At 66.5% G+C, this 13,774-nt stretch carries 12 protein-coding genes and 2 pseudogenes; 7 read left to right on the plus strand and 7 right to left on the minus strand.

Features of this window, described 5'->3' with window-relative positions:
* Window positions 1-120 precede the first annotated feature (120 nt).
* The 3 genes from IG08_RS63235 (at window position 121) to IG08_RS58130 (ending at window position 3,612) form a co-directional block, all read left to right on the plus strand.
* Entirely contained in the window at window positions 121-378 is a 258-nt protein-coding gene (locus IG08_RS63235) for an SLOG family protein (protein WP_420823322.1), read from the plus strand.
* 127 nt (window positions 379-505) lie between these two features.
* Entirely contained in the window at window positions 506-928 is a 423-nt protein-coding gene (locus IG08_RS0146200; RefSeq protein ID WP_030618446.1) for a hypothetical protein, read from the plus strand.
* A 206-nt stretch (window positions 929-1,134) separates the two neighbouring features.
* Window positions 1,135-3,612 (plus strand): tetratricopeptide repeat protein, encoded by a 2,478-nt coding sequence (locus tag IG08_RS58130; RefSeq protein WP_158812365.1) that lies wholly within the window; start codon window positions 1,135-1,137, stop codon window positions 3,610-3,612.
* A 252-nt stretch (window positions 3,613-3,864) separates the two neighbouring features.
* Here IG08_RS58130 and IG08_RS0146215 read toward each other — a convergent pair whose 3' ends face one another.
* The 6 genes and pseudogenes from IG08_RS0146215 to IG08_RS62885 all read right to left on the minus strand — a co-directional run bounded on the left by IG08_RS0146215 (window position 3,865) and on the right by IG08_RS62885 (window position 6,211).
* Window positions 3,865-4,629 carry a helix-turn-helix domain-containing protein gene (locus IG08_RS0146215; RefSeq protein ID WP_158812366.1) on the minus strand — a complete coding sequence of 255 codons (765 nt, stop codon included), beginning with the start codon at window positions 4,627-4,629 and terminating at the stop codon, window positions 3,865-3,867.
* Window positions 4,630-4,642: 13 nt separating this feature from the next.
* On the minus strand, window positions 4,643-4,858 hold the full coding sequence (locus IG08_RS0146220; RefSeq protein WP_078656009.1) for a hypothetical protein: 216 nt from the start codon (window positions 4,856-4,858) through the stop codon (window positions 4,643-4,645).
* A gap of 480 nt (window positions 4,859-5,338) precedes the next feature.
* Window positions 5,339-5,464 carry a helix-turn-helix domain-containing protein gene (locus IG08_RS63240; RefSeq protein WP_234343152.1) on the minus strand — a complete coding sequence of 42 codons (126 nt, stop codon included), beginning with the start codon at window positions 5,462-5,464 and terminating at the stop codon, window positions 5,339-5,341.
* A pseudogene (locus IG08_RS63395) lies at window positions 5,465-5,524 on the minus strand (hypothetical protein); the annotation flags it as partial.
* Between the two features lie 79 nt (window positions 5,525-5,603).
* A pseudogene (locus tag IG08_RS62880) lies at window positions 5,604-5,773 on the minus strand (recombinase family protein); the annotation flags it as partial.
* 21 nt (window positions 5,774-5,794) lie between these two features.
* Window positions 5,795-6,211 (minus strand): transposase family protein, encoded by a 417-nt coding sequence (locus IG08_RS62885; RefSeq protein WP_106981147.1) that lies wholly within the window; start codon window positions 6,209-6,211, stop codon window positions 5,795-5,797.
* A gap of 236 nt (window positions 6,212-6,447) precedes the next feature.
* Between IG08_RS62885 and IG08_RS0146230 the strand changes: the two genes are divergently transcribed.
* The 4 genes from IG08_RS0146230 (at window position 6,448) to IG08_RS56165 (ending at window position 11,430) form a co-directional block, all read left to right on the plus strand.
* The gene (locus IG08_RS0146230) at window positions 6,448-7,206 is read left to right on the plus strand and encodes a TnsA-like heteromeric transposase endonuclease subunit (RefSeq protein WP_052425182.1); all 759 of its coding nucleotides are present in this window, start codon (window positions 6,448-6,450) and stop codon (window positions 7,204-7,206) included.
* Entirely contained in the window at window positions 7,203-9,605 is a 2,403-nt protein-coding gene (locus tag IG08_RS0146235; protein WP_052425183.1) for a DDE-type integrase/transposase/recombinase, read from the plus strand. The genes IG08_RS0146230 and IG08_RS0146235 overlap by 4 nt, the downstream gene beginning before the upstream one ends.
* Before the next feature lie 4 nt (window positions 9,606-9,609).
* On the plus strand, window positions 9,610-10,662 hold the full coding sequence (locus tag IG08_RS0146240) for an AAA family ATPase (protein ID WP_030618465.1): 1,053 nt from the start codon (window positions 9,610-9,612) through the stop codon (window positions 10,660-10,662).
* 87 nt (window positions 10,663-10,749) lie between these two features.
* Entirely contained in the window at window positions 10,750-11,430 is a 681-nt protein-coding gene (locus IG08_RS56165) for a hypothetical protein (protein ID WP_052425184.1), read from the plus strand.
* Here the strand turns inward: IG08_RS56165 and IG08_RS0146250 are convergent.
* Entirely contained in the window at window positions 11,402-13,765 is a 2,364-nt protein-coding gene (locus tag IG08_RS0146250; RefSeq protein ID WP_030618471.1) for an AAA family ATPase, read from the minus strand. The genes IG08_RS56165 and IG08_RS0146250 overlap by 29 nt on opposite strands.
* Window positions 13,766-13,774: the final 9 nt, after the last annotated feature.

Below are 13,774 nucleotides of genomic sequence, written 5' to 3' on the forward strand. Positions count from 1 at the left end.
CCACCCTGCACACCCGCTTGGGCATCATCCAAGGTCTCGTGCACCTGGGCCGCGAATCATGGTGAGCCGCTGCTGACCCACAACTCTTGACAATTACTCCTGACCGAGCCGCGAGTGCTGGTGTGCGGCAGCCGGCACTGGCCGTGGCCGGCGACGGTTGAGGCCGTGCTGGATCGACTGGCAGCACGTCATCACGACCGGCTGGTGGTGATCGAGGGCGCCGCCACGGGCGCGGACCGGGCTGCACACCTCTGGTGCCGCGCACACGGTCTGGGGGCTGACCGTCACCGGTGTCATCCGGTGGACTGGGAAGCTGAGCGGCATACCAGACCCACTCAGTGGCGCTCTGCGGCTGGGAGCAGCCCCAGGATGCGCTGACCGCGGCTTCGCGGAAATCTTGCCAGGGCCACGTTCACGTGTACGCAGACAGCAATTGCAGCGAATCCTCCCCGAACGCCCGGTTCCCTCCTAGAGTTTCAAGTGGGTTTCTCCGATGGGGGTGAAGATGGATCCGATCACGATGGCTGCTGGCACTGCCCTTGTTAGTGCCATGGCCACGGACGCCTGGGGGCAGATCCGTGAATCCGTGGTGGCATTGTGGCGGCGAGGGCGACCTGAGCGGGCCGAGTCTGTCGCGTTGGAACTTGAAGAGCTCAGGAACCAGGTGCTGGAGGCGCGCAGTCAGAGAGACGCTGTAACCGAGGATGCCCTTGCCGGTGCTTGGCGTTTGCGGCTGCAGCAGTTGTTGCACGGCGACGCAGAGTTGGCTGAGGAGCTTCGGTGCTTGCTCAGCGAGACCCTCGCGCCTGCGCTGGACCAGGACGAACAAGGCCGTGTGCAATCCATCGTGCAGAACGCCACCGTTTTCGGTGGCGTAAGCATTCAAGCCGGCCGAGACGTGCACAACACCTCGCCACCGCGACCATGACCGGGGATCCGCCGCTCTCAAGAGGGCGCCAGCAGGCCACGGCCCGAGGCGGAGGCGAGGTCAATCAGGCGGGGCGTGACGTTCATCGGACGACCGTTGTGCACCAGGCGCCTGCCCCGGCACGGCCCACGGTATTGCGCGGCCTACGCCGGGACGCGCCCTACTTCACGGGGCGCGACGCCGAACTGAGACGTCTGCTCTCGGCTGTGTCAGAGCAGACGCGTATCCACACCATCGACGGTATGGCCGGTGTCGGCAAGACCGCCCTGGTGACCAGAGCAGCTCACTTGCTCGCGAACCGGTTTCCTGATGGGCAGTTCTTCGTCGACCTGAGGGCTCACGCCCCAGGACATACCGCGGCCGAACCGATTGACGTGCTCACCACGCTCCTGGCCAGCTTGGGAGTTGATCCGCGCAGCCTGCCGAGCACGTTGGAGGAGCGCAGTGATCTGTGGCGTGACCAACTCGCAGACCGCCGCATCCTGCTCGTGCTCGACGACGCAGCCGATATTGATCAGATCGAGCCGCTGCTGCCTGGTGAGGCAGGTTGTCTCACGTTGGTGACAAGCCGGCGCAGACTCGTCGCGCTCGACGGCGGTGAACCGCTGGAACTCCACACCCTGTCCAAGGACGAGGCCTTCACCCTGTTTCAACGCCTCGCTCACAGAGCTCCGTCAGCCCGTGCACTGGAGGCAAGCGAGTCCACAGCAGTCGACAGCATGGTGCAACTCTGCGGATGCCTTCCACTGGCGATCGTTGTGCTCGCTGGGCGCCTAGCCCACCGGCCCACCTGGACTGCGGCTCACCTGGCTGCTGACTTCACCGCCACCACCGACCGCTTGGGCCGCCTGGTGGCCGGCGCCCGTGCCGTCGACGCAGCCTTCACGCTCTCGTACCGCGACCTCTCCCCCGCCCGGCAGCGCCTGTTTCGACGGCTTGCCCTCCACCCCGGGCCTGACATCGACCCCGATGCCGCTGCCGCTCTCGACGGCACAACCGGGGCAGAAGCACGTGCCGGGCTGGACGCTCTGTACACAGATCACCTTCTGCAAGAGATATCTCCTCGCAGATACTGCCTCCACAACCTGCTGCGCGAATTCGCCAACGACCGCTGCACCGCCCAGGACTCGACCGATGACCGAGACTGTGCCCTCACCCGGCTGTACGAGCACTACCAGAACACCATCACCGCAGCCGAGGCCGTGGTCTCGGCACGCGGCTCCGGTTCACCCACGATGCCCGACGAACGCAGCGCCTTGACCTGGCTGCGTGCTCAACGCGGCAACATCCTGGCCTGCCTGGACCAAGCAGCCGCCCTCGGCCGGACACAACAAGTGATCTCGCTTACAGCAGCGCTGGCGCCCTTCCTTCTGCGCGAGGGCCCATGGCCTCAGGCAGCCGCTCTCCATGAGCGCGCGGCACATGAGGCTCGCAGGCAAGGAGATGCTTTGGCCGAAGCAGCAGCCGTCAACGAACTCGGCCATCTCAGATACGTGAGCGGCGATTACACAGCCGCGATCGGCTTCCACGAGCGTGCCCTTGCTCTCTTCAGCGAACTGGGCGACCAGCGAGGCGGAGCCCGTGCCCTGTACGGCCTGGGCCTCGCCTGCGGAAAGGCCGACCAATACCAGGCCGCGGTCAAATTCCACGAACGCGCCCTTGCCCTCTTCGAAGAACTCGGTGACCGACGAGGCCAAGCTCGTGCTCTGCATGGCCTGGCCGGGGTCCACTACATGACAGCCGACTACGCGGCATCCAGCGCCCTCAGCGGACGAGCACTGGCACTTCTGGAACAACTGAGAGACCGCCGAGAACAGAGCAACACCTTGCTCAGCCTCGGCTTCGTCCAGTACATGACGGGCAACTACGCACAGGCGACCCGCTTCCATGAACGCGCGCTCGCCATCTGCGAAGACCTTGGGGACCGTCACGGACAGGCCCTCGCCCTGCAAGACCTCGGCCGCGTCCGGTACGTGACCGGGGATTACCAGGGTGCGGCCGACTTGCATCAGCGGGCGCTGACGCTGTTCGAAAACCTCGGAGACCGGCACGGACAGGCGAACGGACTCAACAACCTCGGCCGCGTCCGACACGTGATGGGTGATTACCAGGGTGCGGCCGACTTGCATCAGCGGGCGCTGACCTTGTTCGAAGACCTCGGAGACCGGCACGGACAGGCGAACGGACTCAACAACCTCGGCCGCGTCCGATACGCGACCGCACACCTCACGGAAGCAGCTGCACTCCACGAGCGCGCCCTCGCGATGTTCGAAGAGATCGGCCACCGACACGGACGTGCCAACGCCCTACACGATTTAGGCCGTGTGCGTGCAGCAACAGGCGAGCACGCCGAGGCCGCCGACCTCTACGAGACAGCCCTCCACCTATTCCAAGAAATCGGCGACCCTCAAGGCGAAGCACAGGTCTGGAACAGCACTGGAGCCCTCTGCAACAAAACCCAGAACCCACCCGATGGACTCACCGCCCACCACAAAGCACTTGAGATCGCGCAGCGCACACGAAGCCCACTCGATGAAGCATGCGCACTAGAAGGAGCAGCACGGAGCCACATTCTCCTCGGAGATGTCGACGCCGCCATGACAGCCCTACGACAAGCGGTGCGCATCTACGACCGGATCGGTGCCTCAGCCACAGACCCGGCCGCACGCCAGCCCAGCCCGTGAGCAACGTGCCATTCCGGGAGCACACTGCAAGCTGCCCGGAACACCTCGTTGAACCGCAGGGGACAGGTGCTGCACTCCGGATAAGCAACGGATATCCGGAGTCCACGCTGACGCGCCCTCAGAAGAGCCCGTCGAAGGGCCGATAGGCTCTGTTCGACGTCACAGTTATGCCGGTAACAGTGACGGCTCGCCGAAGCCGAGTTCCGCGAGGTCCGGCAGGGCACACGCGGAACGAGATGCCCCCCAGCTTCCTCAGCTAGCCGCCTCGAATTCGATTTCGCCGCGATCCTTCCCACGCCACAGCCCAGACACCTCCTTCCCGATGGAGCGAACCGGCTCAAGGAGTTGCTCGAAGAGGGGTGGGCGAAGGGCTTCCTCAAGGCGACGGGGATCGTAGATGGGGAAGTCGTCGGGAGCGGCGCGATGGGCGGGAACCCGCATCTCCTTCTCCGACTCCCGGCGCCTCCACGCTCGTGTCCACGCCTTGAGCCATGCAGGACGCTCACCCTCGGGCACGTCGCAGACGTTGAGGAATGCTACGAGCTGCTCAATCTGCAGCATGGTCTCGCCAAGAACCATTCGGTGCAGGGTCGTATGGGGCAGTAGACCGGGCGTGCCGGCCCGCCGCTCGATTTCCTCGATCGGCATGGCGCCACTTCTGTAGTAGAGGTGCTGCAGTGCCGCGATCATGTCTTCGGGATCCTTGACCACGCTGAGTTTCGGAGGGAGGGTGCGGACCACCTCGCTCGTACGGTGCTCCTCCCACCGGGCTTCCCTCCATAGCTGCCGCGCGTGGGCGACGTCGGCCCCGCACGCGCGTGTGAAAGCCTCCACCACGGGCAGCTTGGGGATCTTCTCCCCGGTCGTGGCCCGGGACAAGGTCACCGAGCTGTGGACCGTCCCTTCGGCCAACTGCCGGTACGACAGCCCCGCTTGGCTGCGGCAACTCCGCAGCCAGACGGCGAGTCGACCCAGGCTTCGGTTCGGCGTGGTGATCGGGTTCTCCGGTCGTCCCACGAGCGCCGCCCCCTCACATACCGGGGGCAAGGGGAGCGCGGCGGGCCACATGGGCTCCGATCAGACCACCGCCGGAGAGAATTTCCATCACCGCCGTGACCGGCATCCCCGCATAGGCGAGTACCGCGCCCAGGGCTATCACGATGATGATGACGACGGCCTCCGGCCCATTGAGCCGTTCCGGGGCGGTCGGCCCCTGCACGCACGCGTGGCGCTGACGCTTTTTCACGTCTCGATCTCCCTTGGGAGTTGGGACGCCAGAGGGGAGCCCCCTGGCGTCACTGACGGGCTGCACAACACCGCTGGGCAACTGCAATCACCCGGCTGTGGAGCATGGTGGCACTAGATCCGGAGACCGCCACAATCGTTGATTCACCGGTATCCCCGTACGCCGAGTGACGAAAGTGATGCCTTCCGGAAAGTAGTCCTCCGAAAGGCGCTGACCTGCGGCGGAACAAGATCGGGAAATTGTCAGTGCCCCGTGGTAAGGAGAATTGATTCAGCCGCAACCCGATTCTTGTTGCACGCGTACGCCCAGCCTTGCGAAGCTCCAACAGGTTCTTCCACATGTGGAAAACGTCTCGAAGCACGGGCTGCACAACCACTGCTCAGACACGAACCTGATCGCCGAACCGGCTGCAACTGGGACGGCATACACGGGAGCCCCGGCATTTTGATGCCGGGGCTCCCGTGTGCTCGGACCCAACAGTCAGCGCGGAGCAGGCAACGCGGCGGGCGCATCACCGGTCACCAGGGAGTCCCGGCCAGCCGCCAGCTCCGGCACGTACTTGTAGAGGGTCGTGCGGGAGACCCCGAGCAGCTTCGCAATCGACATGATGGTGTTCTCCGGCTGCGCGAGCAGAGCGCGAGCGTGGCGGATCTGCTCTGCGGTCATGGCCGACGGCCGCCCAATGCGCTCCCCGCGCGCGTGCCGCCGCCAGGCCCTCGTGGGTGCCCTGCACGATGAGTTCGCGGACGAACTCCGCGAGCGCCGCGAACACGTGGAAGACCAACCTGCCACCCGGGTCGTGGTGTCCAGCGCCTCGTGGAGCGACTGGAAGCCGATCCCGCGCTTGCGTAGGCCGGAGACGATAGAGATCAGGTCTTGGATCGAGCGGCCCAGCCGGTCGAGGGAGGGCACCACCAGGGTGTCGCCGGGCCGGAGCTAGTCGAGACACGTTCGACGCTGGTATCGCACCGTCAGCCCGTCGACCTGCTCCGCGAACGTGGTCTTCGGGCAAGCAGGGTTCTCGCAGTACAGGCGGCGCACCGACAGGTCGATCCGTACCGCACGGCCGCCAACTGCCTCGTCCGCAACGTGTCGCACGTACCGGCTGTGCTCCCAGTCAGAGATCCGGCCGCATCCAGTACATGCGGCCGGTCCCGCCCGGGATCGCGCGGAGATCACCACCACCTCCCCGGACTCCTCGACCGAACCGAGCTCCACAGCACTGAGCTGCGGCAACAGCTTCAACACGTCGTCGCACACAGGCAGCATCCCGTTGGAGCAGAGGGATGTCACGGCCCAGCCGGACCGATCAACGGCTACGAAAATCTTGTATGAGTCAGGATCCGCACCCATCCGACATAGCGCCGTCGGCAACGACCAGGCAAGCCCGGCAGGCAATGGTTCAGTTCGCTGCTGCGTCGGGGCAGGAACGCCGCCGTCGGCGCGCCGCTGATCCAGGATGGCGGAAACTTGATCATGCGTGACCTGATCTGCATTACATTCAACTCCCCTACTGGTAATGGCACTTGACCTGTCCGGTGGCGGGTTCCGTCGTCGTGCGGGGGTTCGGGAAAGGAAGCTGGGACACGATGGCTGACGCGCTGGAGGTCGTGCACCGGATCGAGGACGGCAGCAGGAGCATCACGGTCCCGGCGGCTCGTGCGGGGTCTGTCCCGTTGACCAGCCGGGGTGAGGTGTGGCGGCCTGCCCGGCATCCCTCCCAGCGGAGCATCGCTACGTGGTGGTGGTCGGCCACGACCGGCAAGCTGGTGGGCTGCCGGTCCATGAACGTGCTGGCAGTGGCCATGCTGCTGGATTTCAACCCGTCGGTGACGGAGTTCACCGCCTGGCCCGCGAAGATCAAGTGGCGTGCGCGGGGTCGGGAACGCAGTGTGGTGCCGGACTTCTTCGTGCGCACGGGTCAGGGTGCGACGCTGGTCGTGGCGTGTCCTCCGGCGAGCGGGCCGAGTCCTCGATGGCAGGGCCAGCAGCAAGTGTTGCGCCAGGTCTGTGAGGAGGCGGGCTGGGAGTTGGCGATGCCGCGGATTCCGGAACCGATGGCGTTGTCGAATCTGCGGTGGGCTGCGCGGTATCGGCATCCTCGGTGTGGGGACCGGGAGGTCGAGCGGGCGCTGAAGGCCGCGTTCCGTACGCCGCGCGCGCTGGAGGAGGGGGTGCGGGCTACGGGGCTTCCGCGTCTGTCGACGCTGCCGCGCCTGTATCACCTGCTGTGGCGGCAGGAGTTGGGCACGGAGTGGAACCGGGCGATGGGGCCGGACAGCGTGATCCGGGCGTCGGGCCGGATGCCGTCGGCGATGCGCCGTCCTCTGGAGAGGGACGCGTCATGACCGAGGTGTTTCGGGCGCGTCCGCAGGTGACGGGGTTGGCGCCGCGCGGCATTCTGACGCCCGGTGACCGGGTGCGGTGGGTGGGCAGCCACTACATCGTGTCGGCGCTGGTAGGTACGACGGTGCATCTGGCACCCGCCCCAGGGAGTACCGCGCCCCCGGTCGCCGTACTGATTCAGTTCCTGGCCGCCGCAGAAGACTTCGCTGTACTCGACGAGGCGGGCCTGCCGCTGTCAGCTGACCCGTTGCCGAACTGGTCAATGCTGGAGGGCGTGAGCGCCGACTGTGCCCGTGAGGCGCGGATCTGGCGGCGCCACGTCCTCGAGGTCGACACCGGCCTGCTGCCCGGTGTCCCCGACGGCAGCAGGCCGCGCGAGGGCTATGACCCCGAGCGGTTCACGTTGGTCGAGCGCTACCAGCGCAAGGCGGCCGAGCTCAGTGCCGTCCTGGACTGGAAGGTGTCGTGGAAGACGGTCCAGCGCAAGCGGCTGGCCTTCCGGGAAGAGGACATCTGGGGGCTGGTCGACAAGCGGCGCACCCGCAACAGCACGATGCACGGGCGCACCGACACGCGGGTGGTGGACCTGCTGCTGGCCCTGCACGAGCGGCAGGCGAGGGAGAAGGCCGCCACCGATGCGCGCACCCTGTTCAAGAACCTGCGGCGCACAGCGAGGGTCCTGCTCCCCGGGGTGAAGGTGCCGGCCGACCCCACCCTGTATGCGCTGTTGAAGCGGCTGGGCATCGACGCGATGCAGTTGCGGGATCCCACCCGCAGCCGCAAGGACCGCCTCAACCGTCCCGCGCCGCCGTTCGGGGTGACCACCGCCGTCGCTCCGGGTGAGCTGGTCCAGATCGACTCCACGGCCCTGGATGTGAAGATCCTGGGCGATGACGGGCAGCCCACCCAGGTGGAGTTGACGGCGGCCATCGACGTCCACACGCGCAGCATCATCGCCGCCGTGCTGCGGCCCAAGACCACGGGCCAGCGCAGGACCCGGCGGCAGACCAGGGCCCTGCTGAGCACCGGCACGAGCGTGGGCCGGGCTACCAAGGCGGTGGATGCCTCCCTGCTGCTGGCACTGTGCATGGTGCCCGCCCCCATGCGGCCCGGCTTCGACGCAGCCGCTTCCGCGGCCCGTTCGGACCTGCCGTATGAGGATCTGCTGGAAGTGGACGCGCGGATGGAGCATGCTGCGGCCCGGCCGGTGATCATGCCGGAAACGATCGTGATCGACCACGGCACGGTCTTCGCCGGGCAGACCTTCTTCGACGCCTGCTCCTACCTCGGTATCTCCGTGCGCCCGGCCCGCAAGCGCACCCCGACGGACAAGGCGATCGTCGAGCGGACGTTCGGGTCGATCAAGTCGCTGTTCAGCCAGCACGTCAACTCCTACACCGGGCGGGATTTCAGCCGCCGCGGCAACGAGATCGATCCCGACCGGCTGTGGACACTGCAGGAGCTGGACGATCTGCTGCAGGAGTGGATCGTGGTCGGCTGGCAGGCTCGGCCGCACGAGGAGCTGCGCAGCCCCTACGAGCCGAACCTCCCGCCGCTGACACCGAACCAGATGTATGCGGCCAGCGTGCAGGCGGCTGGCTACCTGCCGATCCCCCTGGGTTTTACGGACTATCTGCAGTTGCTGCCGACCACCTGGGTCGGCGTGGGCGATGAGGGCATCCGGTTCAAGAACCGCACCTACGACAACTTCAAGGGAGAACTCGAAGAGGTCCGCAACACCTCTTCGGGGCTGAAGGGCAAGAAGCGGGACGGGTGGGAGCTGCGCTACAACCCGTACACGCCCGAGCAGGTGTGGCTGCGCGACCACCGCAGCGGCGAGTGGATCACCGCTGTGTTCAAGTACCAGCACTTGATCGGTGCCCCGTGGACGCAGCATCTGTGGGAGACGGCCACGGCCGAGCACGTTGCGCGCGGCGGCCGCCACGGCGACGACGATGCCATCGCCACGGTGTTGGCCGACCTGCTGGAGCGGGCGGGAGACGGCCCGGACGAGCCCGGCGTGGTGAGCGTGCCCGACGGGTACGGGCCCATGCCGGCGGACGGGCCGGGGCTGGGGAGCATGCCCTACGGGTTCGGTCCGGTACCGGGACAAGCGGATGAGTCCGCCTTCGATCCCTTCGCCGATGTGGCCGCACTCGACCTGGATACGTTGGGGCCGCTGACGGTGCTCGAGCTGGACGAGCCGACTCTGTATGAACCCCTCGTGTCTCCGGCCGAGGCATCCGGCCCCGCACCCGGCGATGACAGCCCTGACGGCACAGCAACCGCTGATCTACCGGCGGAACTGGTGGAGTTGGGGGATCTCGACGACGGCTTGGATGCTGCCGCGCGTTTCCTGCTGGACCTGCCCGCCGATCCCGAGCCCCCGCTGGAGCCCTGACATCATGCAACCGCCGATCATTCAGGACGACGACATCCCTCTGCTGATCGACTCCCCCGCCCCCACGCCAGTGTTCGCCACGCCCCGGCCCGTGTGGCTCAACACGCTGTCCAACTGGCGTACGTTCGCTGCGCTGGAGCGCACCGCGCCGGACCTGGCCGACAGCCCGCCGCCCGGCACGGTGGTGGCCGACAATGACCTGCGGATGCGCTATCACGCGCTGATGCCGACCGTCGTCACCCCAGCCGTCGGCAGCGCCCTGGTCGTCGTCCACGAACACCTGCTGTCCAACCGGGAGCGCACCCACGGCAAGACCGGCGTGATCATCGAAGGGCCCCGGGGCACGGGCAAGACCGAGATCCTGCAGTACATCGGCCGCCACTACGAGAACAAGATCGCCCGCCTGTACGAGCCGGACGAGAACCGCATCCCGGTGATCGCACTGCGGGTGCCTCCCCCGGCCCGCGGCGGGCGCCGGAACTGGCCGGCGGCCTTCGCCTCCTTCCTCGGCCTCAAGCACGACGGCGGCACGGATCCCACCCGCTCCATCTGCCATGTGATGCGCGCCAGTTCCACGCTGCTGGTCCTCATCGACGGCATCGAGCAGCTGCGGGCCGGCGCCGACGCCCAGGAGACCTTCGCCTACCTGGAGGAGATCGGCGAGAGCACCGGTGCCACCTTCGTCTTCGCCGGGCGTGCCGCCCGTTCCATCGTCGATCCGCTGACCCGTGACCGGGAAACCGCGCTGGAGGACAGCGAGCAGATCTGGGGCGACTACGCCGCCCTGCGCACCAGCCGCATCGGCTACGACGAGGACGGCCACAAGCTGTTCACGAAGATCGTGCGCAAGTTCGACAAGAACCTGCGCCTGCACCACCACGAGCCGGACGACCTGACCAACCTGCATGAATACCTGCACCGCCGTACCAAGGGGTATCTGCGGGCCCTGTCCCAGCTCGTCACCCAGGGCGCTCAGAGAGCGATCTGGACCAAAGAGGAGCGCATCACCGAGCAGTTGATGGAATCCCTGACCATCGGCCTCAGCCGCAGCATCTGAGACCGCACGCACGCGCCCTGGGCGGGTGGCCTGCCCAGGGCGTACCCCTCTGAGGCCCGTGCGTACGGAGCAAGGGAAGAACAAGCCGTGGCGGATGCCGACTTCGAGGAGGACGAAGACGACGGCGAGGCGAAGGTGACCGTGAGAGTCCCGTTGGGGACCCGCCTTGCCCTGACGAGTGTCCTGGAGCGGCACCGGGTCTGGACTCAGCGGCTGCGGGCACGCCATCAGGCCCGCCTGAAAACCGTCGCCCCCGCGCAGCGGGCCCTCCTGAGAGGCAAACAGCACCAGGAACTGCACACTCTGCGCAGCCAGGGCGAGCTCCTGGATACAAGGGATGTGCTGGTCGCGTTCGGTCTGCGCCAGGAAGTACAGGCCCGCGGCTGGGATCATCCCTGGCCCGACGTGGACCCCGACGAGATACCGCTGAGAGGCGTTTCCGTCGGCACCGGCATGAGCCGCTATCCCGAAACCCTCTCCCTGCGTTTGCCGGCCACGCTCGTGGAACAGGTGCGTGCCGGGTGCTGGTCTGCCTCCAAAGAGAGCATCCGCCAGCTCCAGCAATGGTGTGACGACCGCCCGGCCGCCGTCCTGCGGCCGGAGGTCATCGCGCCGGAGGAGCAAGCAGCAGCGGAGTACCGGCGCCTGGCCGCCGGTGTCACCACGACGGGAGGGGTCTACCGGGCGGGCATCCGGCGGGGGCTGCATGCGGCGCTGCAGATGGCACCGTCTCCGCTGGTCACAGCTCTGGCTCCTGCGCCGCGTTGACGGGCCGGTATGCCAGCGACTGCAGGGTCTCCTGGAAGGCGGGGAAGTCGTCGATCGGGGCGAGCGGCTCCTCCTCCAGAGCGAAGTCGCGTCGTACTGCTTGGAGTTGGATCCTCAGCTCGTCTGCGTCCACGGAGTTGTCGAGTGCTGCGCCGATGTCCTCGATCAGCAGGGTGGCCTGCTCGCCGGTCGCGCCAGCCGGGTGGTCCAGAAGGAAGGACTTCCTCAGACGCTTGATCTTGGATGTGGTGCGTTCGGTCGCGATCTCGCGCAGGGCTTTGCGCTGTCGGCTGCCCAGTTCACGAAACAGGGTACGGAAGTTGCGGTCCAGGACCGCAACGGCGTCGGCAAAAGAGTCCGCGTCGTAGGTGAGCACGTCAAGGATGTTCCGTGCCAGGCCCACCTTGTCCAGGTGGAAGCCCTCCAGTTTGCGCGCGGCAGCATTTTCCAGTGCGTCGTGTGTTCCTTCGTCGCCGGCGAAGGTCACGTCATCGGTGTGCAGGTCTTCGAGTTGCTTGGCTTCGGCGGACGTGAGGAAGGCGGTGGCGTAGCGCTTGACCGCGGCGACGCCGACCTCCAGCGGAATGAGGTCCTCGATGGTCAGAACGCCGTGCGGGCGAGGGCTCGTGACGCGCTCGGTGGGCAGCGCATTCAGCTGCAGCACAAGGTCCTCGTCGATCAGCGGTTTCCCATGAGGGCCGCGGCTCAGTTTCTTGCGTGCCTCGTCACCGGAGCGGTCACCGTCGAGAAGGACGATGACGGCCGGCCGGTCAACATCGCGTCCCCGCGCGAGGTACACCAGGTAGGGGATGTGGGGTGCGGAGCCCGCCGGTACGAGGGTGAGCGTGTTGAGGTCGAGGTACTCCAGCGAGGAGATCTTCTGACGGCGCAGGCGTGTCGACACGCCTGCGAGGAGGATCTGGTCGGACATGCCTTCGAGCATGAGGTTGCAGTTGCTGATGAAGGTCGTCTCGCCGACGAAGCTGCCGAAGGCCGATCTCAGGGGCTCGTAGTGGTTGCGGGAGGCGTTGCGTACGACACGGGTGCCTTCGTCGCCTTCTCCTTTTTCGAGGACCCGGATGCGTTCGCCGTGGTTCTTGTCGATCAGGAAGGGCGAGTGCGTCACGTACACGACCTGGCAGGCGGGGCGGTCGGGGTCGGCCGGGTAGGCGAGGTCCTCGAAGATGCGCAGCAGGTCCTGCTGGCCGTTGCCGGAGAGGTAGGCGTCGGGTTCGTCCATCAGGAGCACTTCACGCCTGCCGGAGGCGGGCGGTTCGTGTGCCAGGTACTGGATGAAGTAGCTGAGGAAGTATTTCAGGCCGCTGCTGCGTTCGTTGGCGGAGTACTCGGTGCCGGTCCTGTCTTTGATGGTGAAGACCAGGTCCTGGTCGCGCAGGGTCATCTGCAGCTGGAACTGGTTGTCCTGGGTCCACCATTTGGGGAAGTTCAGAGACCGGGCCAGTTGCTGGTTCATCTGCTCGACGATGCCGTTGGCGAAGCCTTCCTTGCCGGCGTCGACGGCGGCAAGGAGTTCCTGGAAGGCAGTCCTGTCGATCTTCGCGACTTTCAGCAGGAGCTGGTCGGCGAGGGCGAGTTGCTTGTCGTGTCCTTCGTCGGGTTGGTTCGCGGTGGAGAACGCCGACGTCAGGTTCGCTGCGGCCGTGGTGAGCTGATCGGCGGAGGTGAAGGAGTCGGCGTGGTCCATGACCGTCCGGAAGAAGGACCGGCGGGCGTTGCGGGACCGGGTACGCAGCGTGCTCTGCTCGCCGGCCAGGTATTCGACGGGGACGCTCTGGGGCAGTGCCGTGTGCGCGTCGATCTCGAACCAGCTCGGCAGAATGTCCTCCAGCGGTCCGGTGTCCTCGACGGGGTACTTGCTCCAGCCGCTGCTCTCCGGGAGGTAGACGACGGGCTTGTCCGCGCCGATGCGGAACATCACGAACGTGTCGAAGTCGTCGCCGTCCTTCCTCCCGCATGCCTCGGCCACCGCGTCGCGGTCGCTGGGCTGCAGGTTGTCGAACCGGAGGCCGAAGTCGGGGTAGGCCATGGTCTTGTTGACGGCGAAGAACTGGGAGTAGCGGCAGAAGTCGCCTCGTTCGATGTTCTGCCCGGTCAGGGCTCGCTGGACGGCGGCCAAGAGCTGGCTCTTGCCTGATTCGTTGGCGCCGACGACGGTGGTGACACCTTCTTCGAGGAACACCTTGACGAACGGGTATTTGAGGTCGTCGCTGTCCAGGACGTCCCAGGGGTCCGGGACGAATTTCTCGCTGGCTTTGCGGAGGTAGTCGAAGTTGAACGAGCGGAAGAAGCGGATGTAGACAGCGGAGATGAACATGCGGACCCC

Origin of the sequence: Streptomyces fulvoviolaceus, from assembly GCF_000718165.1 — a bacterium.
Taxonomy (GTDB): Bacteria; Actinomycetota; Actinomycetes; order Streptomycetales; family Streptomycetaceae; genus Streptomyces; species Streptomyces fulvoviolaceus.

Bases quoted from the DNA above. Each gene is read 5' to 3' on its own strand.
- IG08_RS0146250 (WP_030618471.1), bottom strand. From the start codon at position 13,765: ATGTTCATCTCCGCTGTCTACATCCGCTTCTTCCGCTCGTTCAACTTC.
- IG08_RS0146200 (WP_030618446.1), top strand. From the start codon at position 506: ATGGATCCGATCACGATGGCTGCTGGCACTGCCCTTGTTAGTGCCATG.
- IG08_RS62885 (WP_106981147.1), bottom strand. From the start codon at position 6,211: ATGGGTGCGGATCCTGACTCATACAAGATTTTCGTAGCCGTTGATCGG.
- IG08_RS0146230 (WP_052425182.1), top strand. From the start codon at position 6,448: ATGGCTGACGCGCTGGAGGTCGTGCACCGGATCGAGGACGGCAGCAGG.
- IG08_RS63240 (WP_234343152.1), bottom strand. From the start codon at position 5,464: ATGTCGATTGCGAAGCTGCTCGGGGTCTCCCGCACGACCCTCTACAAG.
- IG08_RS0146235 (WP_052425183.1), top strand. From the start codon at position 7,203: ATGACCGAGGTGTTTCGGGCGCGTCCGCAGGTGACGGGGTTGGCGCCG.
- IG08_RS0146240 (WP_030618465.1), top strand. From the start codon at position 9,610: ATGCAACCGCCGATCATTCAGGACGACGACATCCCTCTGCTGATCGAC.